Raw genomic sequence first — 26,304 nt, 5'->3', positions numbered from 1 at the left:
TCCGCCACCGCCACCGGACCGGTGCGACGGCCCTGGGTCACCGACAGACTCGGCATGTCCGCCCAAGCCTTGCGTCAGGACCGCATCGTCGACGAAGCCCACGCCACCGGAGGAGACCTGCGCCGCATCTGCGACTTCTTCGGCGTCACCATGGCCACCGCCGCGCACTACGCCGCGACGCTCGACCACCCCGACCTCGCCGGCGCGAACGCCGACACAGCGACCGGTTCGCGAACCCAAGGACCGACCCGAGAACATCAGCGGCCATCCCCGGTCAGGTTCCCGACGACGGGTCCTTCAGTTTTCCTGAACCCATCGTTGTTGACCAGGAAGCGGGGGGACAGCGCCGGTTGGGTGAGCCGGCGCATCCAGAGCAGGCAGCCGACGATCATCGCCGCGATCGCGGCCAGCACCAGCTGACCGACCGCACTGCCATAGGGGGCGATGTAGTCGCCGTTCAGCGCGGCCACCGCACAGGCCGCGAAGGTGATCATCAGCAGCCAGCGGGCGTTCGCGCGCGGCTTGGCCCGGTCGGCCTCGATCTTCCGGCGCATCGTGACGTCCTCGGACAGATTCCGGGCCAGCTCGGTCAGCACCCTGGCCAGCCCGGGGCCGCGCAGCTCCGCACCGAGCAGCAGCGCCGCGACGACCAGGTCGCCAGCGGCGTCATCGAGATCGTCGGCGAAGGCCAGCAGCGCCCGGCTGGTCGGCCACCGGGCCTGCAGCCGCGCCGTCAACGTCGCCACCTCGACGGCGATCGGCGCCGGCGCGGTGCGCGCCGACCGGATCAGGGTCTGCTCCAGGCCACCACCGGCGGCGATCACGTCGGAGGCGCGGCGCACCCACTCCTGCAACGCCTCCAGCCGCTCCACTGCTGCGTTGCCGGCGGTGAACTGCCGCAGCAACCACGGGAACCCGACCACCGCGAGGCCGGCGAGCGCGCCACCGACCGGCCATCCCGAGCCGAGCCACACCGCCAGCGCCGCGGCGACGGCCGCCGCGGACAGCGTCCGCTGCCTGGACGTGCTCCGCTCCCCGGTCGCCAGCATCGACCGCCAGCGACGGGACCGTCGCCACGCGGCCGGCGGGGCGTCGGTCCCGAACCACCCGTGGACGGCGACCGCCAGACCGCCGACGATCAGCGCGCCGCACACTCCGGCCAGCAGCACCAGCCCGTTCACCGGAGGGTCTCCAGCGGGTGTGCCCAGTGCCCGCGGCCGCTGCGCAGCCACTCCGGGTCGAAGCCAACCCGCTCGTAGTCGGCCAGGTCGACCGGGTCGTGCTCGGGCACCGCCCGACGATCCGGGCCGGGTGCGAACACCTCGGTGACGGCGGGGCGGCCGGCTTCGCCGACGCCGTTGCACTCCAGGACCTGGCTGACGAACCGGTGTCGCCGTCCGCCGATCCACCGCTCGTCCACGGTGGCGATGTGCACGATCAGGTCGATCGCGCCGGCACAGGACCGGTAAGCGTGCTCGGGGGTGACCGACGCCCGGCCGCGCATACAGAGGTTGGCCAAGCGTTCGAAGGCGAGGTGGGCGGATCGGGCGTGCAGGGTGCAGCAGGAGCCGCCCTCGCCGGCCTCCATCACCTCGATCAGCGGCCACGCCTCTTCGCCGCGAACCTCTCCCAGCCACACCCGGCTGGCGTTCATCACCAGCGCCTGCTCGACCAGCTCGGTCAGCGTCACCTCACCGAGGCGGCGGCCGTCCGGGCCGCGCTCGCCGGTGCCCTCACGGGCCTCGAACGGGACCACCCGCGGATGCCGCTCGGGCAGGTCGTGCAGCAGCAGCTCGAAGTGCTTCTCGATCGTGGCCACGTTCTCCTGCACCGGCAGCTCATTGGCCAACGCCCGCAGCAGCAGCGTCTTCCCCGCGCCCTGCCCCCCGGTCACGACGATGTTCTTCCGGGCCCGGATCGCCGCCCGCAGGAACTCCGCGAGCGCCCGGTCCAGGGCTCCCAGTCCGATCAGGTCGGAGAGGTCCACGTTTCGGATCCGGTGCCGGCGGATCACCAGCTGCGGGCGCGGCACGGTCTCGATCACCGCCGCCAGCCGCGAACCGTCCGGCAGCCGCATCGTCAGCAGCGGGCTGGCCGGGGTCAGGGTCCGCTCGGAGCGGCCGAGCCGGGCGGCGATGTACTGCAGCTGCCGCACCAGGTCCTCGTCGGAGTCGGCGACCGCCTCGACGGGCACGTCACGGCCGTCGGCGTAGCCGACCCACACGTTATCGAAGCCGTGCGCCTCGATGTTCTCCACCAGCGGGTCGTCCACGTAGGGCTGAAGCCGGCCCAGGCCGAACTGGGCGGCGAACGCCGCCTCCGCGATCGCCAGCTCGTCTTCCGCGGACGGAACGGCCTGGCCGGTACGCATCCGCTCGCGCACCAGCTGGTCGATTTCGTCCTGGATGAGAGTGCGTGCCAGTTCCTGCTGTGCCGCCACCGGCAGGGCCGGTCGCCGTTTGAGTTCCTCCGCCAGCGCCGTCGCCGTCGCGTCGTGCAGCCGGCGAACCAGCGTCCAGTCCAGGGTGGCAGGCGCCGCGTCCAAGGACCCGTGCCCGTTGGGCTCGGCCGGAACGGCCGCCCCTGCGTCATTCATCTGCTCAGCGGCCACGGCTGCTCCCGGCCGTACTCGCTGAGGTCGGCTGTGGCGTCGCGGCGAGCCGGTCGTGCCGGGCTGCGGCGAACTCGGCCAAGTCCGCCGCGGCCGTGCGCGCAGCGCGCAGCAACGCCGACTGGGCGAACAGCCGGCCGGCCGGGGCGCCGTCGCTCAGCACCGGCGCCGCCTTCCGGTCGCGCGGCAGCGCACCCACGACCGGCATGCCCAGTGCATCACCGACCTCGCCCGCGGTGTACGGCTCCCCCGGGCCGACCACGAGCGCGCACAACGCCCCACCACCGGCCGGGGTCTCGGGCAACAGTGTCCGCAGCTCCGCGATCGAAAGCTTCGCCGCGTGCACGGCCCGCAGCGTCGAACCCGTGACCAGGACCACCGCGGCGGCCCGCTGCAACACCGGGATCGGGAACCGCTCCGCCCGCAACCGCCCACAGTCGGCCAGCACGTCGGTTGCCTGCTCGTCGAGTCCGGCCAAGGCAGCCGCGAGGCGCGTCCAGTCGATGCCGCGCGCGGCACCCGGCTCGACCAGCCCAGGCAGCAGGAGTGCTCTGCCTGCTCCGTCCAGTCGCACCAGATGGGCGAACAGCTGCTGTCCCAGACCGCCGCGGCGGGCGGCGAAGGCCAGCTCGCCCAGCCCGCCGACCGGTAGCTGCGCACGGCCGTAACCTGCCAGCACCTCGCCGCCCGCCGGGTCCAGCTCGGCCAGGATCACCCGCCGCGGCCAGGAGAGTGCCAGCGCCAACCCCCCGGTGGTCACCCCCGGAGAGCCCTTCGCCGAGGTCAGCGCGATCAACACCGGGATCCCCGCCTACTCGCCCGGTACCACGACGATGACGACCAGACCGGCGGCCGCCCGGGCTGCCACATCCGCGCCGTCGGTGTCGTCCACGAGCACATCGACGACCCGAAGCCCGTCGACCCCGACCGGTCCGGTGTGGGCGACCGTCGCCTGAACCGTGCCCGGCGCGGCGGCAGCGTCCGGTGCCATGCCCTGGATGGCCATCGGCACCAGCAGCACCTGGTCGCCGGACCGCAACGAGGTCGCGGGCAACTGGGCGGTGGTCACCGCCACCCCGACCAGGTGCTGCCCCGGCGGCGGGAATCGCTGGGTACTCAACGCCTCGCGGGTGAGCAGCGACCCGGGCATCAGGTCGGTCGCCGCCACCATGCCGATGACCTCGTCGCGGTCGGCGTACGAAATCGGTGACAACACCGGGTCAGCGGCGATCCGCGCCTCCACCACGTCGGCGTCGGTGAGCGTCTGTCCCCACGGCACGGCGCGGGCGAGCGCGACAACCGAGGTCGTCTGTCCCAGGGAGCTCGCCACGAAGGAGGCGCCGAGCGCCCCCAGGACCACCATCGCGACCGCCAGGGCGAGCAGCGCCGGCCGGCGGCGGCGCCGGGGTGGGGGCAACGCGGGTGCCCTCGAGAGACCTAGTGGCTCGGCCGGGGCGTCCAGCCGCGCGGGAGCGTCGTCGGTACGGGTCCGGGCCATCAAGGGCCGTCCTGATTCAGCACGTGCAGCTCCCCGACCGTGAGCTCAGCCGTCGACGAGAGCTCCAAGACCTCTGTGCCCGACTGCCCACCGCCGGACCAGGTGATCGTCCACGTGCTGGTGGCGGTGATCGGCCAAGGCCCGCCGCCAGGTACGTGATTGGCCGAGGCGGTTGCGTAGGTGTAGCCGCAGTCCGGCGACTCGCCGTCCGAACCGGCCGGGTAGGGCGTACCGGCGCCGCAAGTCACCGTGTTGCCGTCGCCCATGTCCCAGACGATCCGGCTGACCTCACCCACCGCGGTCACCGTCACCCCACCGGCGGACGCCGACTCTCGGGTGGGCCCAGTGATGTGCTCGCCGCGCTCGGTCCACATCCAGACCGGCAGCCCGACCAGGCCGCCGGTCGAGCCCGGTGGCGGGGCCATCCCGATCTGCGGCGCATGCATCACCATCGCCGAAATCGCCTGCTCGGCCAGCACCTGAGGATCGACCGGCTGAGCAGAAGGCGGGTCAGCGCCATTGGGCAGGAAAATGCGTGCCACCCAATCGCGGGAGAACCCGGGCGGCGGTGGACAGACCATCAGCCAGATCGTGCCGCTCTCCGGCGTCTGACCGGCCCAGACCGGGTCGAACACCCACGGCTGCGGATCAGCAATCTCGTAGGTGCAGGGATTCAGGTCTTCGGCGGTGCCTTCGCCGCCAGTAGTAACCGGTCCGGTAGTGGAGCCATCCTCGCCTCCGCGGCCACCGTTCCCGTCGCCAGACGGGGCCGGGACCCAGATAATGCAGATGCCCGAACGTGGATCGGTCCGCTGACACTCGACCGGCGGGGCCCCGGCTGCAGGGCCAGGCGCTGCGAGGTTCATTGCGAGGAGGGCCGCGACCAGTCCCGCGATGCGCGTCAGCGTCAGCACGGTTGGTCCGTCCGTGGCTCGAGCGTGCTGACCAGCCACGGTGCGCCCGGTTCAGACAGGTACTGGATGACTGCGATGTCCCAGACGTACCGGGGCGGAGTCCCCGGCGGAACCGGCTCACCGGTGTCGACCTTCACCAGCTGCGAGCTCTGACTGTCATAGCAGCCGGTGATGGCCACGGTGGGCCCCTCCGGCGCGGCAAGGTCCACGCTCATGACCTCGACGTCCACCTGCGACTCGCCGGCCTGCCGGAGGCCCAGGACGGCATAGTCACGAACTGCTTGGACGGCGAGGTAGGCAGCGGGGTCACCAGCGTACTGGCGGATCTCCGGCTCCCAATCCCTTGCTCCGGGGTCTTGGCTGGCCGCGTCCGTCACGCGCAGAAACTCAGTGAAGGCGGTGGTCGCGGCCTCCTCCGCCAACTCCTCCGGGGTCGGCGGTGGTGCGGTGGTCGTGGTCGGTGCCGCCACGGAGCTCGACGTCGTCGCCCGCGGCGGAGTCTCTCCCCCGCTACAACCGAAGAGAACCAGGATCAGTGCCAGAGCGGCAGGTGCTCGAGCGGCTACCCGCGGGCCTGTCATCGCCGTGGTCCTACCGAGCAGACCGACGCCGGGGTCACGGCCCCCGGCACCGGCCCCCGGGAATGGGATGTGCGGATCAGAGTCAGAGCAGCGCTTCGCCGGCACACGACTCTGGCGCTGTCCATAGCGGCCTCCTCCGACCGGTCCTCGGAAGGGAAATTACCATCCGTCCGGGTGAGCGCAACCCCCAGCTGAACCGGCTGGTTTAGTTATCTGAAGGCCGCCTCGGCGGCGTGGTCGCTTCGAGAGCGGCGGATGGCTGACTGAACCAGCGCCTCATCGATGCGAAGGACCGCGGCGATCGACGCGATCACCTTGCCGGTCGGCTCCGAACCCGGCCGGCCGTCTTCGAGGCGCACGTAGGTCATCACAGACATACCGGGTGCGCCCATCTCGTTCGTGGCCAGTCCGGCGGCCACACGCAACGCCGCCAGTGGCGGATCGTCCGGGTCGACATCGAGCAGTTGGAGTGGTTCGACGCCCAACACTGCCGCGAGTTTCGGCACGAACCGCGGCCTCGGCCGCTCGATGCCCGACTCCCACACTCTGATCCGGGAGGGGCTGGACAGCCCGAGCGCAAGGGTCAGGTCCCCCCTCGTCAGGCCCACAGCCTCCCGGGCGGCCAAGAGACGATCACCGCGGAGAAGTGGCCGCGCCACAGCACCCCCATCGCCCAGCCCGGTCAGATGCCCGCCGGTAGTCGTGAACCTTATCGACGGCGATGGGCGCTTGCAGCAGGTCCCGGTACGCGCGGCTTTCATCGGTGTGATTCAGCTGTCGACTGTGCCTCCGATAGCAGGCGTCGTGCCCGCCTTCCGCTCGGCGACAGGAGGACACCCCTTCCGCCCCGGTCGCGACACTGGGCATGGGGCCCAGCGAGACATCGCTCCCGACGGCTTCCCCTGGGTCGCCGTGTCGTCTACCCACGCGATCACCCCGACCGCTGGGTCCTCATGCGCCGCAAACCCCGAGGAGCCTCGATACGTCTCCCCCCAATTGTTGTCGGTGCCCGCTGGCAGCGTTGGTCGTCCCGAACGTCACGCAGGGCAAAGGTGGCCGACATGAAGCACAGCTGCGAACCTCCCCGACACTCCGCAGAGTGGCGCCTGCTGTGCGCCGCCCCAGCGATCCTGCTCAGCGCGATGCTGGTGACGGTCACCTTCAGCTGGTTGGGGCCGTACACCCTCCTGACTGTCGCCGCGTGGCTGCTCCTCGTCCCTGTGTTGTTGCTGACCCGCCCGCTCGAGCGGCTCGCGGTCGGCACTGCCTATCGGTTCCGGATGCCGACCGGCCGAGACGCCGAGTGGCTGACCTGGCTTCAACAGCAGGCGGAGAACCGCTGCGAGGTGGCTGCTGACCGCCTCGACTGGTACGTCCGCACCGCCCCGGCGCCGAACGCGTTCGCCGTCGGTCTGCGCTCGATCGCCGTGACCACCGGCTTCCTGCACCTCCTCTACACCGGCCGACTGACCCCGGAGCAGGCGGTAGCCGTGGCTCTGCACGAGGTGGGACACCACATCACCCGCGGCCCCCGGTACGGGCTGATCGCCGACTGGCTGACCCTTCCGTGGCAGAGCATCTACCGGGCCGCTATCCGCATCGGCCACACGCTTCCACTCTCCGGCGTCGGCACGATGCTGATGCCGATGGCGTTCGTTGTCGCCATCGTCGACATCCTCCGCGAAGACCGCCCACCCGAACATGTCGTGCCCGTACTCATCACGCTGATCACCGTGGCGATCGCCGTCACGGTCTCCCCCGTCGCTGAAGCCGCTGCCTGCCGTGCCGGCGAACGCGCCGCCGATTCCTACGCCGCCAGCCTCGGAGCGGGCCCGGACCTCGCCCGGGCACTCGACCAAGTGGCCCCCTGCCACGCCGGGACCCTGATCGACAGGCCGCTGGCCAGTCACCCGGCGACCGCCGCCCGGCAGCTACAGCTTTCCAGCACTCCCCCGAGCCTCGCTCACACCGGACCATGCCGGCCCGGCCTTGTAGCACCGAATGACAGCAGCGTGCCGAAGGAATAACCCCGGGCGGACGGGTTCAGGTGCGCGCGCACTACCAAGCACAGGACAGGCCGAGCATCGGAACGGGTGGCTGTCCGCGCAGGGGGCTCGCTCCGTCGGTCACACCGTTCCGCGGGTAGGACTGCCCCGTGGTCAGTCGTCCTGGTCGTCCTCGTCCTGGTCGTTCTCCCCGTCATCGTTGCCCGTGTCCTCGATGACGTCGGTTCCCACTCCGGAGCCGCACGCGGTCAGCGTGGCGCTGCCGGAGAATAGGACCGTCAGGGTAAACAGGACCGCGATCGTGCGTCGGATTCGCATGATCCGACCGTAACGGCGCACCTGGGAAAGCACTCCGTGGATGAGAACCCACTCATACCGCTCTCATCCGGCTGCCCGCCTCAACGGAGATGTGGCTGGGAACGGCCGGTACTGCAGGGGAAACGACAGTGATCACCCGGACGACCGTCCGGGTGTGGCCGACCTGCGCCATCCTCGGCACGCCAACTGTCAGTCGTCGTCCGGCGCCGATTCTGACAGGACAACCAACTGGCGGAGGCAGTGCTCCCGCAGTGGCTCGGGGAAACCTTCGGCCAGGCGGTAGAACACGACGCGCCCCTGCTTCCGGTTGGTTACCAGTCCCGCCGTGCGCAACAACCGGAGCGCATACCCCACGGCGTCCTCGTTGGCCTCCAGGGCCAGCGCCAGGTCGCCGACGCAGAGCTCCTCGACCATGTCGAGCGCGAACAGGACTCGGGCTCGGGTGGGGTCGGCCATCAGGCTCAGCACGCTGGTCAGCTGGGCGGCCTCCTCTCGACTCGGCAGCCGGGCGCGGGCATGCGCGACACGTTCCGGGTCGATCGGATGCGCGTGGTCAGGTTCGGACATCGAGAAACACCTCCAGGCCGCTCATACCCGTACGGGTCTGCGGGTACCGCGGATTCGTCGGCGCCAACTGCGGGCGACATCCGAGCCGCCCAGCGCCGAAAATCCGAGGAGACGACCATGACCGTTGCAGCCCAGATGCTCGACACCTACCCCAAGGACCTCGGCGGAGTGGACAAGCAGAAGCTCCTCGAGTGCATCGAGGCCTGCTTCGAGTGCGCCCAGGCCTGCACCGCCTGCGCCGACGCCTGTCTCAGCGAGGACATGGTCGCCGAGCTGACCAAGTGCATCCGCAGCAACACCGACTGCGCCGACATCTGCGACACGACCGGCCGCGTGCTCTCCCGGCACACCGGCTACGACGCCAACCTCACCCGGGCGGTGCTCGAGGCGTGCGCTGCCGCCTGCAAGGCGTGCGGTGACGAGTGCGAGAGCCACGCCTCGATGCACGAGCACTGCCGGGTCTGCGCCGAGGCCTGCCGGCGCTGCGAGCGGGCCTGCCGGGACCTCATCAGCTCGCTCGGCTGACGGATGCCCACAGGGAGCCCGCCGGGGGCGCCACGGTCCAGCACGGCCGGGCGCCCCGGAGCGGCGTCACCGCTCTAACAGCACCTCGAAAGTCGAGCCGCCGTCGGACGACTCGACGAGAGCGTCGGTGGTCACGACGACGAGCCGCATCCGATCGCCTTCCGATGACGCCGCCACAGCTTCGGGAGCCGCGTCCAGCCGCCCCGCCTCCTGCCAGCTCTCGCCCCGGTCCGTGCTGGACCACACCACCCCGGTCAGCGTCACCCCGACGGCGCTGTCGCCGTCGGCCCAATCGACCACCTGGAGGACGGGCGCCCCATCCACCGACGACCACGAGGACCCCGCATCGACGGAACGCAGCAGCCCCTGCTGAGTTGTCGCCAGCACGTGCGTCCCATCCGGTGACGCTGCCAGCGAGTGCGGCTCAACCGGGATGTCCAGCTGTTCCCACTCTCGACCGTCGGCGCTGCGCATCAGTGCCCCGTCGAAGCCGAGCACACCGGCGTCGCTGGCGGTCAAGCCGTGGAAGTCCGACTGCCCCTGTCGGGACAGCGGCGTCCAGGTGCGGCCGCCGTCGGTGGACTCGATGAGGCCGACGGGTTGCGGCAGGTCGACGCGCAGCCCGGGATGGCCGGAGGCCAGGTACCGGTCGGGACCGGCCACGCTGAACCCCATGAGGTCGATCACCGGGCCGACGGGGGTGACCTGGCCGCCGTCACCCACCTCGAGAAGACCCCCATGAGTCGCCACCAGTACGTCTCCGTCTCCGGGGTCGATGTCGACTCCGTGGACATGAGCCGATGGCAACGACCCCGCGGGAACCGCTCCGGTCGGGGCAGAGGGGCTGGGCTCCGGCGAGGAGCACGCGGCAAGCACAGCCACGAGTGCGGGCATCACCGAGCTGGCGGTCATCGGCGTACGGAGGGGACGGCGGGGACGAGGCGGGACGTGGCGGTGCACGGCAATCTCCAGGGATCTGTCTGAGGGGCCGGGGGTGGCTTGGGAAGCAGTGACAGACGGGGGCGGCGGACTGGCCGCCGTCCCCGGGGGCACCGACTCAGCCGCCGAGCTCGTTCAGCAGCTGCTGCATCTGGTTGATCTCGTCGTTCTGCGTCTCGACGATGAGCCGAGCCAGGTCGATCGCTTCCTCGTTCTCACCGTCGTCGATCTCGATCTGCGCCATGATCACCGCGCCGTCGTGGTGCTCGATCATCGACTGCATCCACATGACGTCGAAGTCGGGACCGGCGGCCGGCATGTCCCCCATGCCCTCCGAGCGATGGTCCATACCGCCGCCGGATCCATGATCCATACCGCCCATGCCACTGGACTCCACCAGCGCTCCCCACTCCTCCAGCCAGCCGGTCATCAGCTCGATCTCCGGATCCTGACCGGCCTGGATGCGCTCGGCCAGGTCGCGCACGCGAGGATCGCTGGCGCGCTCCAGAGCCATCTCGGCCATCATCAGGGCACCTTCGTGGTGCGGGATCATGCCCTGCGCGAAGGCGACGTCGGCGTCGTTGAACTGGTCGGACACGCTCGCCGCGCTGTCGGCGGAAGTGGTGCTGTCGGCCGCGGTGCCGTCGGCGGCGCCGGAGCAGCCGCCGAGGACGGCGATGCCGGCGAGCAGGCCACCGGCGATGCGGACGAGTCGAGCTGTCGTGCGGGTCATCGCGTATCTCCTGTCCATGGGATCTGGGTGCCTGATCGACCCCGTCCAGCAGGTGCTCGGCGGGGTCGCGGCATTCGGCCTAGATCCGCAGGAGGCAGAGAGCGGAGAGATCCGGCGCAGGTGGCAGCCGGTAGCGCTGTCGAAGCCTCCGCAGCGAGGGGGGCGGGCCTCGTACGACAAGGGCGGCTCGCCCACGGAACAGCAACGCGACGCCGACCAGCGCCAGCGCCGCGAACAGCACAACCAGGCAGATCGTCCAGAGCTCCGGTCCATGGGCTGGGATGCCGTCAGGAGCGGGGTGGAGTGGCGTGGTCGGGTCTGCGCCGATGGCGGCGACGTGGTGGGTTCCGTCAGGGAACAAGGTGGAGCCGCCGTCGAACACGGTGAGAGGGACGGCCGGTGCCACGGTGGCGTGGGCTGAGCCGACAGATCCGCTCATGCACTGCACCCCATGCGTGGCCAGGACGGCGGCCACCGCGAGCAACGCCCAGATCCGCCGGCCTCGCATGGCACCCCCGCTCCACACCGCCGACCCGACCATGCTGCAGGCTGGGCGGCGGGCACGACGCTACCTGTTCCGATTGTCCGGCCGAGAGCATCGAGCCACTCGTGTTTGTCCGTACGACCGTACGGGCATCCGGGCATGGCTTCACCGACGCAATGTCCGTCCGCACACGGTCCCGGACGTCGCGCGACCTGCCTCCCACCGCCCACGCGAGGCGGAGGCGCCGGAGAGGTGACCGGCCGGCTGATGGCGGCACGACGCGTGGAGCACTTCCGCACCGGCCGACGAGATAACGGAGAACCCCACCATGGCTTCTGCGCCGAAGAACGCCGAGGGCAACGAGCAGCAGCACGGCGGCAAGCTGTCGCACGAGACCAAGATGTACCTGCGCTTCGCGGCCATGATCTTGACCGCGATGGTCGTCATGTACTGGGTCATGTTCGTGAGCTCGTGGGAGTGGAGCCACGTCCGCTTCAGCGAGAGCCGCGTCTTCATGGCACTGACCATGGGCGGCACCATGGGGCTGGTCATGCTGGCCTGGATGCTCAATATGTACAAGAACGTGAAGGGCAACATCGCCATCGTGGTGGCTAGCCTTCTGCTGTTCGGCGGCGCCGTGTACCTCGACCGCAGCCAGGTCACCGTGGACGACCGCAACTGGATGAGCGCGATGATCCCGCACCACTCGCTGGCCGTCACCCGCTCCGAGCGCGCCGACATCGACGACGTCCGCGTCTGCCGGCTCGCCGTCGACATCATCGTGGCCCAGGAGAAGGAGATTGCCGAGATGGAGTGGCTGATCGAGGACATCAAGCAGAATGGGGAGGCGGAGACCCTCGAGGAGGCACGGGATCGCACCGTCCCCGAGTTCGAGGGGTCCGCACTGCGCGACTGCCCGCCGTCGGACTGACCACGGCATTGCCGGGTCACCAGGGCCGGTAGGTGAGCAACCGCCGAGGGGCCCGCCGGTGGCGCAGTCGACGGGACGACCTGGGGGCGTATTGACCAACGCGTCTCTCAGCCCTGTGGACTGACTTCCGCCAACGAGACGTCAACAAGCCGACGGACAACAGCCTGGGACGGCAGGCTCGCAGCGGCCGTCAAAGCGTGCAGGCAGTAGTTCGCGAGTTCATCCGGTGCTACGTCGTCCCGGAGTCCGTTGACCGCGGCCACCTCTACGAGCAGGTCTCGGATCAGGTTGAGGATCTGCTGCTGCTCACGGTCGACGTGCTCTCCGCGGTGCAGGAGAGCGCCGAGCACCCCGGTGCCGTGGCGCCCACGGTGATACGAGATGAGGGCATATTCCTCCAGCACCCCCCTCAGTCACGTACCAGCCTCGCCGGGTCGCTCCGGAGCTCGGCCAGGCGACCGAGGTGCTCGGCCACGAGGCGCTCATGGCAGGCGAACACGATGGCCTCGGCGGGTCGGTCGACGGAACGAATCGGGGACCGCGGACGGTCTACCTCCGCGTGGTGCGGGCGACCCCGTCCTCCTCGCCTAACAGGTGGTCGCGCACGAGCGTCCTCGGGTGGTACCTGCGGAGGTCAAGGTCGCGTAGGTGGTCGAAATCGTCACCGAGAGTTTCGTGCACCTGGCTCCGCACCCCGGTTACCGCGCCCCGAACTCGCTTCAGACCCCCAGCGGCGTCCTTCGCCAGGTCCGGAAGCCGCTCCGGGCCAAAGATGAACAGGGCGGACAGCCCGAGGACGACGATCTCGCCCCAACCGATCGAGTTGAACACCGACACTCCTTTCGCGTGATCGGCACAGCACAGGGCCTCAGCCCGCCATGGGGGCTGCCTGCCGAGCGGCCAGTTGGGTCGCGATCTCCCCGGCCCAGGCACGGACGGCCGGCCAGTCCCGGAAGTCGCCCGCCACGCCCGGCCCCGCGGGCCAGGCGTGCTGCTCGGCCGCGGACAGCACCCGCCGCTCCACCCGGCCAGGGAATACCCGGTGAGCGAGGGCGCCGATCGAGTCGCCGATCCAGCGAGCATCGTCACCGTCCTGGAGCAGCGCGGTGGATCCGCCGGCAAGGCCGCTGGAGAACAACCACGTGGGGCGGGCTCGCAGTTCCGAAGCAACGGCCCCGACGTAACGACGAGCCGGTTTCAGCCACTCGCCCGCGTAGAGCGCACTCCCGAGCACCACCGCGTCGAAGGCTGCCGGATCGGGACCTCGCTCGACTGGCGCTAGCACCGCGGACACCCCCGCACGTTGACCGTCCTGGCACTCAGGCAGCCATCGCGCCAGCGCCGCCGCAATCTCCCGGGTGGCGCCGTGCCGACTGGCGAATGCCACCAGCACCCGCGGGCCCCCGCCGCCCGCACCGAACGCAGGCGCCGTGCCCGACCGGAACCGCCACCGGGGCGAAAGGCCGACGGGCTGTCGCGTCGCAACCGCCGGATCAGCGGTCATCGTTCTCCCTCCATCGAGTCCCTGCATCGAGTCAGCCACCCGTCGGACGCTAGGTGCCAGGCGAGGCGCCGACGTGGTCGAGAGAAGAACAGCAGGGAAACTCGACCCTCCGCAGCACCCGCTGCCGAAGACGAATCATCCCGCTGACCGCCGCGTTGCATGGCGCCATTCCCGCCAGCCGATCACAGAGCGCAGCCGACACGCGGCACGAACGGTCACAAGGGCAGGTTCCCCGCTGCCCGAGCCGGGGTGTCCACCGTTTCCCTGGGATTCGCCTGCCCGCCGGCTGCCGGCTGCCCGCCCTACCTAGCGTCCGAAGCGCCCTTTCTCAGGACTCCCCAAGGAGCGCACTTCATGACCACCTCATTCGATCGCCGCAAATTCCTTCAGCGCGGCGCCGCGGTCACCGCCGGCACCGTGCTCGTAGGCGGCGGCACCCAGGCCCTTGCCGCGCATGGCGCCCTCGCCGCCCCCGGCCGCCGGGGTCAGGAGCTCAAGGCCGAGAACAACGGCGGCTACGGCCCCATCGCGCCGGTCAACGACATGGCGACCGGCCTACCCCTGCTGACCCTGCCAGCCGGCTTCGAATACACGTCCTTCGGCTACAGCGCGGCCTACGCCGCCGCCCTCGGCAAGCCCGGGACCGGCTCCGACGGCTACCCGACACCCGACCGGCACGACGGGATGGCCACCTTCGCCACCGGCAACGACGATGTGGTCCGTCTCGTCCGCAACCACGAGCGCGGCTACGGCCCGGCCGAGGGCCTCCAGGGCGACCCCGACAACGCCTACGACCCAGTGGCCGGCGGCGCGTGCACCACGCTCACCTTCGACACCGCGCAGTTCGCGCTGACCGACAGCTTCATCAGCATCAACGGCACCTCGGTCAACTGCGCCGGCGGTCTCACCCCCTGGGGCTCGTGGCTCACCTGCGAGGAGACCGTCAACGGCCGGCAGAACGGATTCACCCAGGACCACGGCTACGTCTTCGAGGTGCCAGCGGACGGAGGGGTCGTCGAGAACCCGGAGCCCTACCGGGCGATGGGTCGCTTCGTGCACGAGGCCGTCGCCATCGACCCGGCGACGGGCATCGTGTACGAGACCGAGGACAGCGGCAACACCTCCGGCTTCTACCGGTTCCTGCCCACCGATCCGCAGAACCTCGCCGCCGGCGGGCAGCTGCAGATGCTGGCCGTGAAGGGGCAGCCCGGCTTCCAGACCTACACCGGCGTCAGCGACCGGATCGGCAACCCCATGCCGGTCGAGTGGGTGACCATCACTGACCCCGACCCGGCGGCGATCACCACCGAGTCGGTCTTCAGCCAGGGCGCCGCGCAGGGTGGTGCCGCTTTCGCCCGTCTGGAGGGCTGCTGGTACGACGGCGGCAGCATCTTCTTCAACGCCACGAGCGGTGGCGACGCCCAGGCCGGGCAGGTGTGGGAGTACCGACCCCGCGGCCGTTCGGGCGGGCAGCTGATCCTGCTGTTCGAGTCGCCGTCACGGGAGGTGCTGGACGCGCCGGACAACATCACGGTCAGCCCCCGCGGCGGTCTGGTGCTGTGTGAGGACGGAGGAGGCGACCAGTACGTCCGCGGACTCAACGAGCGGGGCGAGATCTTCGACTTCGCGTTGAACAACATCCAGACACCAGCGGACGCGGAGTTCGCCGGTGCTTGCTTCAGCCCCGACGGCGAGGTCATGTTCGTCAACGTCCAGACCCCGGGCGTGAGCTTCGCCATCCGCGGCCCCTGGGAGAACGGCGCCCTCTGAGCCCAGCTCCGCGGCGCTGCCCCATCGAGAGGTGAACACCTCCGCTTGCAGCCGCCGCCCGTACCACCGCGCCCCGGCATCCCCTCCGGATGCCGGGGCGCGGCCGGCTCTACGGACAGGACGCACGCGACCTGCGACAACTCCTCCGCCTCGCCCCCGGAAATCGGCTTCCTTCCGAGCCTTTCCGCCGACCGGCAGATTCGATGCCGGTAGAGGGCCCGCAGGATCCGCACAGTCCCACGGAGGTCCGCCAGCTTGCAGCCGGTTTCAATGCTGTTCGCGCTAGTTGATTGGTTCCACTCAGCTGCGCAGACGTCCGCGGGCGCCGACCGTCCGACTGCACCAAACAGACACATCCGCAGCGACCTGTACCGGCTGCTGACGGGGCGCCATTCCCGTAGAGCTGGAGGCGGCCCCGCAACTGCTCGCGCGGCTCTCCCACCCCGCCCAGCAACGCCCGCCGACTCTGACGAACATCGCCGCTTGAGACCAGGTCACCCCCAGGATTCGCAGATTGGGCCGCGCGGATCCCCCGGGGCGACCCGGCGCCAGACGCTGGGGCGCGACCAGCAGACCTCGAGGACCGCTACCTGATCGCGGCAGCCCATGCAGGTGATCGCCGACGCGACTGGGTCTCCGCCCCGTTGCCCCGGACTGAGCAGCACCGGGCCCGCGCCAGGGTGCGGAAGATCAGGTCGAGGGGCTGTGCAGCGGTTCGCTGTGCGTTGCCTGATCATCGAGGACCGAGGGTGCAGCCTCCAGCGGGGACGCCTCGTCGTCGTCGACATCGTGGAAAGACTCGATCGCCGCGCGCCGGGCGCGCCGCTTGTCCACCAGCCGGGCCACCTGGATCGCCCCCTCGAAGAGCACGACCATCGGCACGGCCATCACCAGCATGGTGAACGGATCCTGGGTCGGGGTCACGAAGGCGGCGAAGACAAAAGTCAGGAAGACGATCCAGCGGCGCGCAGAAGACAGCGCCGCGTAGCTGAGGACGCCGGCCAGATTCAACATCACCGCGATCAGAGGCAGTTCGAAGGAGACCCCGAAGGCCAGCAGCAGCGAGATGACGAAGCCGATGTAGTCCTGCGCGGTCAGTGCGACTATGACGCCGTCGCCGGCCAGGCCCAGCAGCAGCCGGAGCCCCGCCGCGAGGGATACGTAGGCCAGCGCGGCGCCGAGCGCGAACAGCGCCGAGGACGCCGCAACGAAGCACACCCCGTAGAGCTTCTCGTTGCGCTTGAGGCCGGGCGTGATGAAGCGCCACAGCTGAAAGAGCCAGAACGGTGCCGACAGGACGATCCCGACGATGAAGCTGATCTTGAGCCGGATCAGCGCCCCGCTGAAAACATCGGTGATCAGCAGTCCGCAATCACCGTCGGCATCGTTGTAGCGAAGGTCTTCCGGAAGGCCGCAGTACGGGGCCCTGATGAATTCGCCGAGCCCGTGCTCGTACCACCAGAACGCCAGTGCGGTGCCCAGCACGATGAACAGCAGCGACAGGCCGACCCGCTTCCGCAGTTCGGTGAGGTGCGCGACGAGGGTCATCGTGGCCGTGCCGTCCCGTGCGGAACGATGACGGCGACGCAGCCCACGACCCTGGAGGTTCACGGTGAGTCGACGGCGATCAGCGGGCGCCGTCGGGCCCGGTCGACAGCGCGCGATCGTGCCGGCCGGCGCTGCCGTCCGCCCGGGCATCGACGTCCGTGGTTCGCAGCGGGGCGGCGATCTCCCGGCTGACCGGTACACCGTCGTCAGCGGTCTTGCCGCGGTCGTCGTCCTTCATGCCCTTCATCTCGCCCTTGAAGATGCGCAACGAACGGCCCAGCGAACGAGAGGCGTCCGGCAGCTTCTTGTAGCCGAACAGCAGCAGGATCGCCAGGAGGATCAAGCCGATCTCCATGGGTCCGAAACTCATCGGGTCTCTCCTTCGTCTTGGGGCACGGCGGGGATCGCCCTGCGCTGCGGGTCGACGTGCTTGGCCTGGAATGCCGCCCGCACCGCGGCTCACCGGCAGTGACGCTAGGAGGCGCCGGATACACAGAGGTGGCCGAGAAACAGAATCGGGGTGAACCCGCACCTCCCCGTATCCGGCCGAACGAGCGCAGCGCACCGAGCCCGGGTGATCGACGCTCTGCTCTTGCGTCACAGCTCGGTCCTGGACCCGCGCTCCCTGATGGTGGGGCTCCTGACCCGCGGGTGCCCGCACGCCGGCGATAAGCGGTGGGGGGCCTGGACATCACATGACGCGGCGTGTCCGGCGCCTGGGTGCAGCGTGTTGCTCCACCGGGCTGGACACGCCTGCGAGCCGGACCCACCATCTGTCATGGCGTCAGCGGCGCGTGGTGTCCCGGCGAGACGGCCCGGCCCATCGGGTCGGATGCGCGTGGAGATCACCCACCAGCTGCGTCAGCTGGCGATGAATCGGCAGTCGGCGGCCGTGCTGCGCACGCGGGCCGACCGGGCCGGCCGGAACGCGCAGCCGCAGGTGGCCGAGTTCCTGGGCGCCCTCGCCCAGCGGCGCCGGGAGGCAGCCGAGAACAGTACGCGGGCCCTGGCCATGCTGGGGGTGATCGTTGGCGGTCGACGCTAGGCGGGACGCCCGGCCCCTCCGGAGCACAGGACGAAGGCAGGACGCGGGGTGTGCCGGCGAAAGGTTAGACAGCGGATCCAGGCCGGTCCAGGGCAGTCCCCGGTCAACCGGTGGCGAGAGAGGGACTGCTGCAGCTTCGGTTGACAGGGGTTGGGACGGATCATGCCGCGACAGCGGCTTGAGTGGTGAAGGCGAGTTCGTACTCGACCGGAGTGAGCTTGCCGAGGGCGCGCTGGCGCCATCGGCGGTTGTAGGTGTGCTCGATCCAGAACACGATCGCGGCGTGGAGCTCGTCGCGGGTGCGCCAGCGGCGGCGGTCCAGGACGTTCTTCTGCAGCAGCGCGTGCCAGGACTCCATCGCGGCGTTGTCGCCCGCGGAGGCGACGCGGCCCATCGATCCCTGCAGCCTGGCGGCGGTCAGAACGGCTCGGAAGGATCTTGCTCGGAACTGCGATCCGCGGTCGCTGTGAACCACCACCAAACCTCTTGGCTGGCGCCGCGCAACCGCTGTCCGTAGCGCGGTGACGGCCAGTTGCGCGGTCATCCGCTCATCGATCGCGTAGCCGACGATGCGGTTGCTGAACAGGTCCTTGATCGCGCAGCAGTAGAGCTTGCCCTCGGCGGTGGGGTGCTCGGTGATGTCGGTGACCCAGGTCTGATCGGGGCGCTGGGCGGTGAAGTTCCGCTGCACGTGGTCGTCGTGCACCGCCGGGCCAGGCGTCTTGCCCGCGCCTCGCCGGCCCTTGCGCACCGTGGTCGACCAGAGCTTCTGCTCCGAACACAGTCGCCAGATGCGCCGCTCACCGGCAACCAGGCCGGCGCCGGCGACTTCGTCGGCGAGGAACCGGTAGCCGAACTCCGGGTCATCGGCGTGGGCGTCGATGAGCGCGTTGGTGAGGTAGGCGTCGGCGAGATCGCGCTGGCTGACCGGAGCGGAGCGCCAGGCGTAGTAGGCCTGGGGCGAGTGGTCCAGCACCCCGCAGGTCAGCCGCACCGGAATGCCCTCGGCGGCCAGGTCACGGACCAGCGGGTAGCTCATTTTGGGAGACTGCCGGCGGCGAAGTAGGCCGCCGCACGGCGCAGGATCTCGTTCTCCATCTCCAGCCGGCGCTTTTCTCGGCGCAGCTGCACGAGCTCGTTCTGCTCGGCGCTGGTCTGCCCATCGACGACACCGTCGTCGATGTCGGCTTGGCGCACCCAGCGGCGCACCGACTCAACCGAGATATCGAAGTCGGCAGCGACCTCGGCCTGGCTCAGATCGCCGCGGCGGGCGACCCGGACGACGTCACGCTTGAACTCCGGCGGGAACTTCTTGGGCACAGCGACATCCTCTCCGCGGGACAAGATCCCGCAGAACGAGTGTCAACTGAAGTCGCAGCAGTCCCAGATCCGCGGAGCTGTACCGCGTGGTCCAGCCCCCCGGGTGGGAGGACCGCGGGACAACGGCGGCGCATCAGCGCGCACACCGGTCGCATCCTCTGGTCAGGCAGCCTCCCAGCGCCGACAAAGTGCACACAGCCAGCTGCGGCTGTGCGTGCTCACTCTCAGGGGTCAGCCAGCGCGCCCGCCGGTTCAGACGGGGCTCCTGCGTACCGATCGTTTCCACCATGACCGCAACGCGACCGGCTTCCCCGGCCCGGCACGGTGCCGCCGGACCGGTGAAGGTGTGGTGCTGGTGGGCCCATGACAGCGCCCTGGCCGAGGACCTGGTGTTCATCGTGGCGGTGCGCCGCCGCACGGACCTGGCCGATCTCTGCCGACAGTGGGGCGCCGGCAAGCCCGAACTCGCACGGCCCCTGCATCCCGGTGAACGCGGATACTCCGACGCCATGCTCTCCCCCGAGCACCTGCTGTGGATGACATTGGATCGATTCGTCAACCGTGCCCACACTTGGCGAAACGAAGAGCAGTTGGCAACGGCGCGGGCGGCCCCGGTGACCGAGGCCGAGCGGTCGATCCCTCCCCGTTGCCGGCCGACCGAGATGCGCTTGGGTCGGAGTGCGCAGTGAGTCCGCGGGGCGCCGTCGTAGGCGAATGTCCGTGCAGCAGCCGGATCTGGCGATCAGCTCAACGTCATGGGTGCGCGCTGTCGGACCGCCGTACCGCCTGACATCCCTCAGCGCTGACGGCCGCCCGGCCTGCCCTCGTGCGGCAAGATCACTCGCCGCACCGCGATCAGCATCGCCGCAGCAGCGGAAGCAGGAGCTCGTCGACGACCACGGTGACCACCGCGGAGTCCAGCGGCTGCCCGGTCACGGCCCACCGCTGGAGGAGCATGCCCGGCCCGGCTTCGGCCGCCATCCAGACGCCTGTTCCCGGTCGGAGCTCTCGCCGGTCCACGGCGCGGTCGATGACCTCAGTGAAGGCTTCCTGCCAGCGGGCCAGCGGCCCCTGCCGGAAGACCTCGGCCAGCGTGGGTTCATGGTGCAGTGCACCGAGCAGGGTCCGGCTCGCCCGGCCAGACGGACCGGCGAGGACCTCGGCGAGGGAGTTCAGAAGCACCAGAAGATCCTCGCGCAGGCAGCCGGTGTCGGGTCGGGTCAGCTGGTCGGCGGTGGCATCGTCGATGACGCTCAGCAGCAGATCACCCTTGCTCGCCCAGCGCCGGTAGATGGTGGCCTTGCCTACCCCGGCCGTGGCGGCGACGGCGTCCATGGTCAGACCGCAGTAGCCGGCCTCTGCCAAGACCCGCAACGCAGCGAGCTTGATCGCGTCATCACGGGACGGGTCGCGTGGGCGCCCCACCGGAGCGCGCTGACACGCCTGATCTCGCGCCCGGGAGGGCGGGAAGGCATCGTGGCCAGGCACGGTGGCCGACCGTAGCTGCCGTGTTGCTGTGGCGCTACCCGCTCACCGGAACGACTGAGGCACCGCCGGTGCCCGGAGCGCAGCTGTTCGGGTACCGGCATTCCGACCACGGCTCCGCACGGCCGGCACGACATCGTCGAAGAAGACCCGCGGTCACAGGGCTCCACATGCACCCGACCAGCTCTATCGGCGCCTCAACCAGGCCGCCGAAGCACCCGCCGGCCGGCGGGGTACGCCGCCGCCGCACTGCAGCCCGACGCCGCTCATCGATGTGGGTCCTCGTGATCACGGAGAGCCTCGAAGCGATGCTGTAGTTGTGTGACCTGCCCGATGTCGAAGCTGCCGGGGTGCGGACCGTAGTGCGAACGAAGGGGCGATCACGTGGATAGGAGGACAGCCGCGTTGCACTGGAGCGGCGGCAAGGACTCGGCGCTCGCCCTGACCGTGCTGCTTGCCCAGGCCGACGTCCATGTGGATCGTCTGGTGACGACCGTCCACCCCCGGCGTGATGAGTCCACGGTTCATGGGATCCCGGTGGAGCTGCTCGACGCCCAGACACGCCGCATCGGGATTCCGTTGCAGACGGTCCCGATGCGAGGACCGGGCTTGGACGGATACGTGGACGTCATGAACACAGCTGCGGTACAGATGCGCCGTGAAGGTATCGATGCTTTCGCGTTCGGCGACTTGATCTGCTCTGACGTACGCCGGCACAAGGAAGAGCAGTTCGGGCCGCTGGGCATGGGAGGTGCTGGAGCCCCCGTGGGGATTGTCCTCCCGGGAATGCGTCGAGAAGTTCCTGACTTCGGGGATGCGTGCAGTGACCGTGGTGGTCAATGCCGACGTGCTGGACGTCGGTCATGTCGGGGTGCCACTCGACAGGCACTTCATCGACCACCTGCCCGAAGGCATGGACCCGTGCGGGGAGTTCGGTGAGTACCACACGTTCGTCTTCGACGGACCGTTGTTCCGGTCCCCTGTTCCCTTTCGGCCCTCCGAGCCGCGACTACTCGAGCGGGAAATCCAGACCACCGAAGGTCGACGCCGCTACAGGTACTGGCTCGCAACCCCGCGGCCCCAGCAGGTGTAACTGCTCAGCCCGGCAGAGCACAGGACATGTCGGCCAGGGTCGAGATGACTGAGGATCGGAACACCGCCGGGACCGACGCCCACGGCTGACGAGAAGTGGGGTCACACCCTCCGACCTGCAATGAAGTATCGGCGGCACGCACAAGCGCTAGTCTTTAGCGGCGTCGGGGTGGCATCGCACCGCCACGATCGCGATGTCGTCGTCGGGCGATGCCGAACGATGCGCTCAAGCAGCTGGTCGCACAGCTCATCGACGGTCACGTGAACGACTTCGGTGGCCACGCGGACGAGTCGGGCGATCCCCTCGTCGATCAAGGAGCGGCCGTCCTCGACCAGCCCGTCGGTGTAGAACAGGAGCGATTCCCCGGACTGCAGTCGGGCTTCGTGGTCAGTGCGCCGGTTGCGCGATTCCGCGCCGAGGAGGATCTCCGGCCGGGTGTCCAGCACCGCCACGCGCCCAAGCTGTGACCACCGGGAAGCGAGCCCCCGCGGCGATCCGCCGTCAATCCGACGGCGCCGCGATCGGGTGTTGCCTCCGGCCACGGATACATGGAGGCAGCCGACAACCCCACGCGCCGGACACTGTGACATACATCTCATGACGCGAGGGGGCGCGAAGCGCACACTCTGCCTCATCGAGTAATCGACTCGACACAGTGCGTAACGCCGCTCCCCCGGCCCGAACGGATGCGATCCCGATGTGCCACCACACAACACCCTGTCCCGACGCAGTCAACGACGCGCGCGACCTGGCCGCCGTGGCCAGCAGCCACCCCGAGCAGGGCTGGAGCCTGCTGTGCAACGGCGTGGTCCTCTTCGACGACGACGGCGAACTGCTGCCCGACGGCAGCGCGGTGCGGCGCCACCACACCTGGCTGACGCCGGAGCTCGCCAGCCGCTGACCGTCGCTTCCCGACACCCCGCGACGGGGCGTGATCAGTGCTTGTTTTCCGTCGAGCGTCCTCGGAGCTGGCCGGAGAACCCGGGTCCCCTCACCGGCCTCACCGACCAGCAATAACACCGCGGCGGTCGGGAAGATGAGGAGCGGATCGTCGACTGGCGCAGGTCAGTTAGCGGCCTCGTACGCCTCCACGACGGCGCTCGGGATGCGGCCACGCTCGGAGACGTTATGCCCATTCTCCCGCGCCCAAGTACGAATGACAGCGGTGTCCCGGGCCCGGGCACCGCGCCGGCCGACGGGCTGACGACCGACCTTGCGGCCGGCCGCCACGTAACGCTGGAACACCTGCCGCAGCGCGTCGGCGTCGTCCTTGTTCAGATCGATCTCGTAGGACGTGCCCTCCAGGGCGAAACTGACCGTCTGACCCTGACCGTCCGGCAGTACCTCACCGGTCAGATCGTCTACGAGTACAACCTTCGTCTTCTGAGCCATGCGTGAATCTCCTCGGGTGCGGGGCGCTTGACCGCATAATGGCAGCCCCATGATCTCAGGGGTCGTCGCCCACACTAGGGGGTTCTCCCGGAGGCCTCACCTGCTGATCATTCACAGGAATGAACGACCCGCCACGCCCGCCTGCCGGCGGCACCCTGGCTTACCATTCTGGTGACCCATCGGGCGACCCACGCTTTCGCGGCCGATAACGACGCGACTTGAACCGAATGTCGCCAGCTAGAAGGCAAGCTCAGCTGCGGGAAACCGCTCTCCGTCGCCCGCCCTGCAGGGACGCTGATCGAAGCTCGGCCCACCGTGGCGAGCAAGACCTGGCCGGGCCCTGGCGTGGGCTCGGCCGCTGTGTCCACATCCCCGACAGCGGCTGGGCCGATCTGGACATGCGCCGCAGTCCTCATGTGAAGAGGAAGATCGTCTCGTGCAGCTCCACCCGGCCTCGTCCGTTGGCGCGGTACAAAACTGCAGCGTGCCAGAAGGGGCAGGACGGAGGTCCGCGGTGGAGTCACATCGTTGACATTCACCGCCCCGACTGCCACGGTGCTTGAGCGGCCGAGACGATGCACAAGGTCGCACGCCGCGCTGGCCCGTTCATCGACGTGGACCGGCACGCTGAATCTCGCGGCGGCGGACGGCGCCGGGCCCGTTCACATCGGTTCTCAGCGCGCCCCAGGTAATCCATCGTAGGGACACCCCATCTGCATCATTAGCGGGGGCGGACATCATGGCGTGGCAACTGAGCGCAGCCGGCAGCGGTGTGATCGCAGTGGCCTATTTCGCCATCGCCGTGGCCGTGTTCGGCCCGCTTGCCCGCACCGGTCAGCTGCGGTCCAATCGGCTGGGGACCGCTACCGGTCTCATCTTCTTCTCCTGCGGCGTCGGCCACGGTCTGCACGCCGTGCACCTGCTGCCGCTGCCCGGGGTCGATGCGCACCACCTTGCGGTACTGCAGGCCGGGTTGCCCTGGCACGACACGATCTGGATGCTGGTGACCGCGGGGGTCGCCGTCTACTACTGGTCGCTGCGCCGTACCTACGGGGCGCTGCTGGGCGGCGCTGCTCTGTTCGCCGACCTCAGGGAGAAGGAGGCGGCGCTCGCGGCCAACCAGCAGCTGCTCGCCGAGCGCACATCGGCGCTGGACGCACTGGCCGTCTCCGAAGGACGGTTCCGGTCCGCCTTCGCCGACGCCCCCACCGGGATGGCGTTGGTCAGCCTCGCGCCCGATGCGCTGGGCCGGTTCCTGGAGACCAACGCCGCGCTGGGCCGTCTCGCCGGCCGTTCCGCCGCCCGGCTGGGCCGCCTCGAGGTGGGCGACCTCGCCCATCCCGAGGACCGGGCGGCGACCCGCACGGCGCTGGAACAGCTGGCCGCCGGGGAGCTCGCTCATCACCTGGTTCAGCAGCGCTACGTGCACGCCAACGGCGGGGTGATCTGGGCCGACACCAGCATCTCGGTGGTACGGGACACCGCCGGGCAGCCGGTGCACGGCGTGCTGCAGCTGGTCGACGTCACCGGGCGGCGCCAGGCCGAGGAACTCCTGGCCCACCACGCCCTGCACGACAGCCTGACCGGCCTGCCCAACCGGCGCCTGCTCGCAGACCGGCTGGAGCAGGCATTGACCCGTGCCCGCCGGCATCGCACCGCGGTGGCGGTGCTGTTCGTCGACCTCGACCAGTTCAAGACGGTCAACGACTCCGCCGGGCACAGCGTGGGCGACGAGCTGCTCCGGGTGGCCGCCGAACGACTGTCCAAGCACCTGCGCGCCGCCGACAGCGCGGCCCGGTTCGGCGGCGACGAGTTCGTCGTCATCTGCGAGGACATCGGTGGCGACCACGAGCTGCTCGTCATCGCCGACCGCCTCCTGGCGGCCATGGCCGAGCCCTTCCGGGTGGGTGAGGAAGAGTTCGTGCTCGGCGCCAGCATCGGCATCGCCGTCTCCGCGCGCGGCCACGACAGCGCCGAAGCCCTCCTCCGTGACGCCGACCTGGCCATGTACGAGGCCAAAGACCGGGGCCGGGCCCGCTACGTCGTCTTCGACGGCGCCCTGCGCGGGGCGCTGGAGCTGCGCCAACAGGTGGAGGCCGACCTGCGCCGCGGCATCGACCGCGGCGAACTGCGCCTGCTCTACCAGCCGGTCATCGACGTCCAGACCGGCCAGATGACCGGAGTCGAAGCACTCGTCCGCTGGCAGCACCCCACCCGCGGGCTGCTCTCCCCCGACCAGTTCATCCCCGTGGCCGAAGACACCGGCCTGGTTGTCCCCGTCGGCTCCTGGGTGCTGCACGAAGCCTGCCGTCAACTCCAGGACTGGCAACGCAATTCGGGCCTGGCGTTGACCGTGGCGGTCAACGTCTCCGCCCGCCAACTCAGCGACTCCCGCTTCCCCGAGGTCGTCGGCGACATCCTGGCGGCCACCGGCGCCGACCCTGCCGCGCTGTGCCTGGAACTCACCGAAACGGCACTGCTGGACGCCACCGACGCCACCATCGCCACCTTGCACGCCCTCCGCAGGCTCGGGGTGCGCCTGGCGCTGGACGACTTCGGCACCGGATTTTCCTCCCTGACCTTCCTCAAGCGCTTCCCCATCGACGTGGTCAAGGTGGACCGGTCCTTCGTCCGCGACATCGCCGTCGACCCCGACGACGCCGCCATCGTCGCCGCCGTCATCAACCTCGGACGCTCCCTCAACCTGGAAACCGTCGCCGAAGGCGTCGAGAGCCCCGAGCAGCTCCGCTGCATCCGCGAGCTCGGCTGCCACCTGGCCCAGGGCTACCTGTTCTCCCCGCCCCGGCCACCGGAGAACATCCCGGCCCTGCTCAACACCCTCGAGCCGGCCGGCATCCGAAATGAGATCGACACGGCGGCCCTGACACCGGCCCCCCGGCGACGGAGCCCTCTACCACCGATTCCCCGAGCACAGAATTCCACGTCCTGAACCCAACGGGACGCCGTGTCGGTCCTGCGGACCGAGCGGCACTTGAGCCCTCAGCCCGACCATCCCGTCGAGGGACTGTGATCGACACTG

At 69.8% G+C, this 26,304-nt stretch carries 29 protein-coding genes and 1 pseudogene; 10 read left to right on the top strand and 20 right to left on the bottom strand.

Annotated features, from left to right (window positions below; genetic code table 11):
- Nucleotides 1-257 precede the first annotated feature (257 nt).
- From BM142_RS10985 to BM142_RS10955, 7 genes are all read right to left on the bottom strand, one after another.
- Complete coding sequence (locus tag BM142_RS10985) at nucleotides 258-1,181, bottom strand: type II secretion system F family protein (RefSeq protein ID WP_092198075.1); 924 nt, start codon at nucleotides 1,179-1,181, stop codon at nucleotides 258-260.
- On the bottom strand, nucleotides 1,178-2,611 hold the full coding sequence (locus BM142_RS10980; RefSeq protein WP_254790788.1) for a TadA family conjugal transfer-associated ATPase: 1,434 nt from the start codon (nucleotides 2,609-2,611) through the stop codon (nucleotides 1,178-1,180). Before BM142_RS10980 ends, BM142_RS10985 begins: the two co-directional genes overlap by 4 nt.
- A complete protein-coding gene (locus BM142_RS10975; protein WP_092198072.1) occupies nucleotides 2,601-3,410 on the bottom strand; it encodes a CpaE/TadZ family protein in 810 nt (269 codons plus the stop codon). The genes BM142_RS10980 and BM142_RS10975 overlap by 11 nt, the downstream gene beginning before the upstream one ends.
- A 12-nt stretch (nucleotides 3,411-3,422) precedes the next feature.
- Nucleotides 3,423-4,109, bottom strand: a complete 687-nt coding sequence (locus tag BM142_RS10970) for an SAF domain-containing protein (protein WP_092198069.1) — start codon at nucleotides 4,107-4,109, stop codon at nucleotides 3,423-3,425.
- Nucleotides 4,109-5,023, bottom strand: a complete 915-nt coding sequence (locus BM142_RS10965; RefSeq protein ID WP_254790786.1) for an ATP/GTP-binding protein — start codon at nucleotides 5,021-5,023, stop codon at nucleotides 4,109-4,111. The genes BM142_RS10970 and BM142_RS10965 overlap by 1 nt, the downstream gene beginning before the upstream one ends.
- Nucleotides 5,017-5,493, bottom strand: coding sequence for a hypothetical protein (locus BM142_RS10960; RefSeq protein ID WP_254790784.1), 477 nt, complete (start codon nucleotides 5,491-5,493; stop codon nucleotides 5,017-5,019). The genes BM142_RS10965 and BM142_RS10960 overlap by 7 nt, the downstream gene beginning before the upstream one ends.
- A 320-nt stretch (nucleotides 5,494-5,813) precedes the next feature.
- A complete protein-coding gene (locus tag BM142_RS10955; RefSeq protein WP_254790782.1) occupies nucleotides 5,814-6,230 on the bottom strand; it encodes a helix-turn-helix domain-containing protein in 417 nt (138 codons plus the stop codon).
- Between the two features lie 435 nt (nucleotides 6,231-6,665).
- Here BM142_RS10955 and BM142_RS10950 point away from each other — a divergent pair, with 435 nt between their 5' ends.
- A complete protein-coding gene (locus BM142_RS10950) occupies nucleotides 6,666-7,631 on the top strand; it encodes a M48 family metalloprotease (protein ID WP_175527228.1) in 966 nt (321 codons plus the stop codon).
- A 132-nt stretch (nucleotides 7,632-7,763) separates the two neighbouring features.
- On the opposite strand, the gene BM142_RS24505 is transcribed toward BM142_RS10950, so the two are convergent.
- Nucleotides 7,764-7,928, bottom strand: coding sequence for a hypothetical protein (locus tag BM142_RS24505; RefSeq protein ID WP_175527227.1), 165 nt, complete (start codon nucleotides 7,926-7,928; stop codon nucleotides 7,764-7,766).
- Between the two features lie 189 nt (nucleotides 7,929-8,117).
- Nucleotides 8,118-8,495, bottom strand: a complete 378-nt coding sequence (locus tag BM142_RS10940; protein WP_092198054.1) for an ArsR/SmtB family transcription factor — start codon at nucleotides 8,493-8,495, stop codon at nucleotides 8,118-8,120.
- A gap of 117 nt (nucleotides 8,496-8,612) precedes the next feature.
- On the opposite strand from BM142_RS10940, the gene BM142_RS10935 reads away from it, so the two are divergent.
- Complete coding sequence (locus BM142_RS10935; protein ID WP_014377651.1) at nucleotides 8,613-9,020, top strand: four-helix bundle copper-binding protein; 408 nt, start codon at nucleotides 8,613-8,615, stop codon at nucleotides 9,018-9,020.
- A gap of 66 nt (nucleotides 9,021-9,086) precedes the next feature.
- On the opposite strand, the gene BM142_RS10930 is transcribed toward BM142_RS10935, so the two are convergent.
- Both BM142_RS10930 and BM142_RS10925 read right to left on the bottom strand, forming a co-directional pair.
- Nucleotides 9,087-9,932, bottom strand: a complete 846-nt coding sequence (locus BM142_RS10930; RefSeq protein WP_254790781.1) for a F510_1955 family glycosylhydrolase — start codon at nucleotides 9,930-9,932, stop codon at nucleotides 9,087-9,089.
- A 145-nt stretch (nucleotides 9,933-10,077) separates the two neighbouring features.
- Nucleotides 10,078-10,887: a DUF305 domain-containing protein gene (locus BM142_RS10925; RefSeq protein ID WP_254790779.1), complete on the bottom strand. Its 810-nt coding sequence runs from the start codon at nucleotides 10,885-10,887 to the stop codon at nucleotides 10,078-10,080.
- Nucleotides 10,888-11,504: 617 nt separating this feature from the next.
- Between BM142_RS10925 and BM142_RS10915 the strand changes: the two genes are divergently transcribed.
- A complete protein-coding gene (locus BM142_RS10915; protein ID WP_092198045.1) occupies nucleotides 11,505-12,107 on the top strand; it encodes a DUF305 domain-containing protein in 603 nt (200 codons plus the stop codon).
- A 107-nt stretch (nucleotides 12,108-12,214) separates the two neighbouring features.
- On the opposite strand, the gene BM142_RS10910 is transcribed toward BM142_RS10915, so the two are convergent.
- The 3 genes from BM142_RS10910 to BM142_RS10900 form a co-directional block, all read right to left on the bottom strand.
- Entirely contained in the window at nucleotides 12,215-12,511 is a 297-nt protein-coding gene (locus BM142_RS10910; RefSeq protein ID WP_092198042.1) for a hypothetical protein, read from the bottom strand.
- A gap of 145 nt (nucleotides 12,512-12,656) precedes the next feature.
- Nucleotides 12,657-12,938, bottom strand: coding sequence for a twin-arginine translocase TatA/TatE family subunit (locus tag BM142_RS10905; protein WP_092198039.1), 282 nt, complete (start codon nucleotides 12,936-12,938; stop codon nucleotides 12,657-12,659).
- A gap of 37 nt (nucleotides 12,939-12,975) precedes the next feature.
- Entirely contained in the window at nucleotides 12,976-13,611 is a 636-nt protein-coding gene (locus BM142_RS10900) for a flavodoxin domain-containing protein (RefSeq protein WP_175527226.1), read from the bottom strand.
- Nucleotides 13,612-13,965: 354 nt separating this feature from the next.
- Here BM142_RS10900 and BM142_RS10895 point away from each other — a divergent pair, with 354 nt between their 5' ends.
- On the top strand, nucleotides 13,966-15,381 hold the full coding sequence (locus BM142_RS10895; protein WP_092198033.1) for an alkaline phosphatase PhoX: 1,416 nt from the start codon (nucleotides 13,966-13,968) through the stop codon (nucleotides 15,379-15,381).
- Nucleotides 15,382-16,071: 690 nt separating this feature from the next.
- Here the strand turns inward: BM142_RS10895 and tatC are convergent.
- Both tatC and BM142_RS10885 read right to left on the bottom strand, forming a co-directional pair.
- On the bottom strand, nucleotides 16,072-16,929 hold the full coding sequence (gene tatC / locus BM142_RS10890; RefSeq protein ID WP_092198029.1) for a twin-arginine translocase subunit TatC: 858 nt from the start codon (nucleotides 16,927-16,929) through the stop codon (nucleotides 16,072-16,074).
- Between the two features lie 79 nt (nucleotides 16,930-17,008).
- Complete coding sequence (locus tag BM142_RS10885; RefSeq protein ID WP_254790777.1) at nucleotides 17,009-17,284, bottom strand: twin-arginine translocase TatA/TatE family subunit; 276 nt, start codon at nucleotides 17,282-17,284, stop codon at nucleotides 17,009-17,011.
- A gap of 477 nt (nucleotides 17,285-17,761) precedes the next feature.
- Between BM142_RS10885 and BM142_RS10880 the strand changes: the two genes are divergently transcribed.
- Nucleotides 17,762-17,974 carry a hypothetical protein gene (locus tag BM142_RS10880; protein ID WP_139228854.1) on the top strand — a complete coding sequence of 71 codons (213 nt, stop codon included), beginning with the start codon at nucleotides 17,762-17,764 and terminating at the stop codon, nucleotides 17,972-17,974.
- A gap of 160 nt (nucleotides 17,975-18,134) precedes the next feature.
- On the opposite strand, the gene BM142_RS10875 is transcribed toward BM142_RS10880, so the two are convergent.
- A protein-coding gene (locus BM142_RS10875) for an IS3 family transposase (protein WP_254790775.1) occupies nucleotides 18,135-19,294 on the bottom strand; the annotation gives its coding sequence in 2 pieces (ribosomal slippage) (nucleotides 18,135-19,024 and nucleotides 19,024-19,294; 1,161 coding nt in all).
- 287 nt (nucleotides 19,295-19,581) lie between these two features.
- Between BM142_RS10875 and BM142_RS10870 the strand changes: the two genes are divergently transcribed.
- Entirely contained in the window at nucleotides 19,582-19,983 is a 402-nt protein-coding gene (locus tag BM142_RS10870; RefSeq protein WP_139228853.1) for a hypothetical protein, read from the top strand.
- Between the two features lie 166 nt (nucleotides 19,984-20,149).
- On the opposite strand, the gene BM142_RS10865 is transcribed toward BM142_RS10870, so the two are convergent.
- Nucleotides 20,150-20,668, bottom strand: coding sequence for a TetR/AcrR family transcriptional regulator (locus BM142_RS10865; RefSeq protein ID WP_175527225.1), 519 nt, complete (start codon nucleotides 20,666-20,668; stop codon nucleotides 20,150-20,152).
- Between the two features lie 495 nt (nucleotides 20,669-21,163).
- Between BM142_RS10865 and BM142_RS25660 the strand changes: the two are divergent.
- Together BM142_RS25660 and BM142_RS10855 are read left to right on the top strand one after the other, a co-directional pair.
- A pseudogene (locus BM142_RS25660) lies at nucleotides 21,164-21,478 on the top strand (Dph6-related ATP pyrophosphatase); the annotation flags it as partial.
- Between the two features lie 52 nt (nucleotides 21,479-21,530).
- Complete coding sequence (locus tag BM142_RS10855) at nucleotides 21,531-21,872, top strand: Dph6-related ATP pyrophosphatase (protein WP_256381289.1); 342 nt, start codon at nucleotides 21,531-21,533, stop codon at nucleotides 21,870-21,872.
- A gap of 101 nt (nucleotides 21,873-21,973) precedes the next feature.
- Here the strand turns inward: BM142_RS10855 and BM142_RS10850 are convergent, their stop codons facing one another.
- Nucleotides 21,974-22,462 carry a SpoIIE family protein phosphatase gene (locus BM142_RS10850; protein WP_256381288.1) on the bottom strand — a complete coding sequence of 163 codons (489 nt, stop codon included), beginning with the start codon at nucleotides 22,460-22,462 and terminating at the stop codon, nucleotides 21,974-21,976.
- 107 nt (nucleotides 22,463-22,569) lie between these two features.
- On the opposite strand from BM142_RS10850, the gene BM142_RS10845 reads away from it, so the two are divergent.
- On the top strand, nucleotides 22,570-22,773 hold the full coding sequence (locus BM142_RS10845) for a DUF5999 family protein (RefSeq protein WP_092198008.1): 204 nt from the start codon (nucleotides 22,570-22,572) through the stop codon (nucleotides 22,771-22,773).
- A gap of 164 nt (nucleotides 22,774-22,937) precedes the next feature.
- Here the strand turns inward: BM142_RS10845 and BM142_RS10840 are convergent, their stop codons facing one another.
- On the bottom strand, nucleotides 22,938-23,264 hold the full coding sequence (locus BM142_RS10840; protein ID WP_092198005.1) for a histone-like nucleoid-structuring protein Lsr2: 327 nt from the start codon (nucleotides 23,262-23,264) through the stop codon (nucleotides 22,938-22,940).
- A 739-nt stretch (nucleotides 23,265-24,003) separates the two neighbouring features.
- On the opposite strand from BM142_RS10840, the gene BM142_RS10835 reads away from it, so the two are divergent.
- Complete coding sequence (locus BM142_RS10835) at nucleotides 24,004-26,214, top strand: putative bifunctional diguanylate cyclase/phosphodiesterase (RefSeq protein WP_092198002.1); 2,211 nt, start codon at nucleotides 24,004-24,006, stop codon at nucleotides 26,212-26,214.
- Nucleotides 26,215-26,304 lie beyond the last annotated feature (90 nt).

It is taken from the genome of Blastococcus tunisiensis (assembly GCF_900112815.1).
In the GTDB taxonomy this organism is placed as follows: Bacteria; Actinomycetota; Actinomycetes; order Mycobacteriales; family Geodermatophilaceae; genus Blastococcus_B; species Blastococcus_B tunisiensis.
The sequence above is the reverse complement of the archived record's forward strand: the minus strand, read 5'-3'. Positions and strand labels throughout refer to the sequence as shown.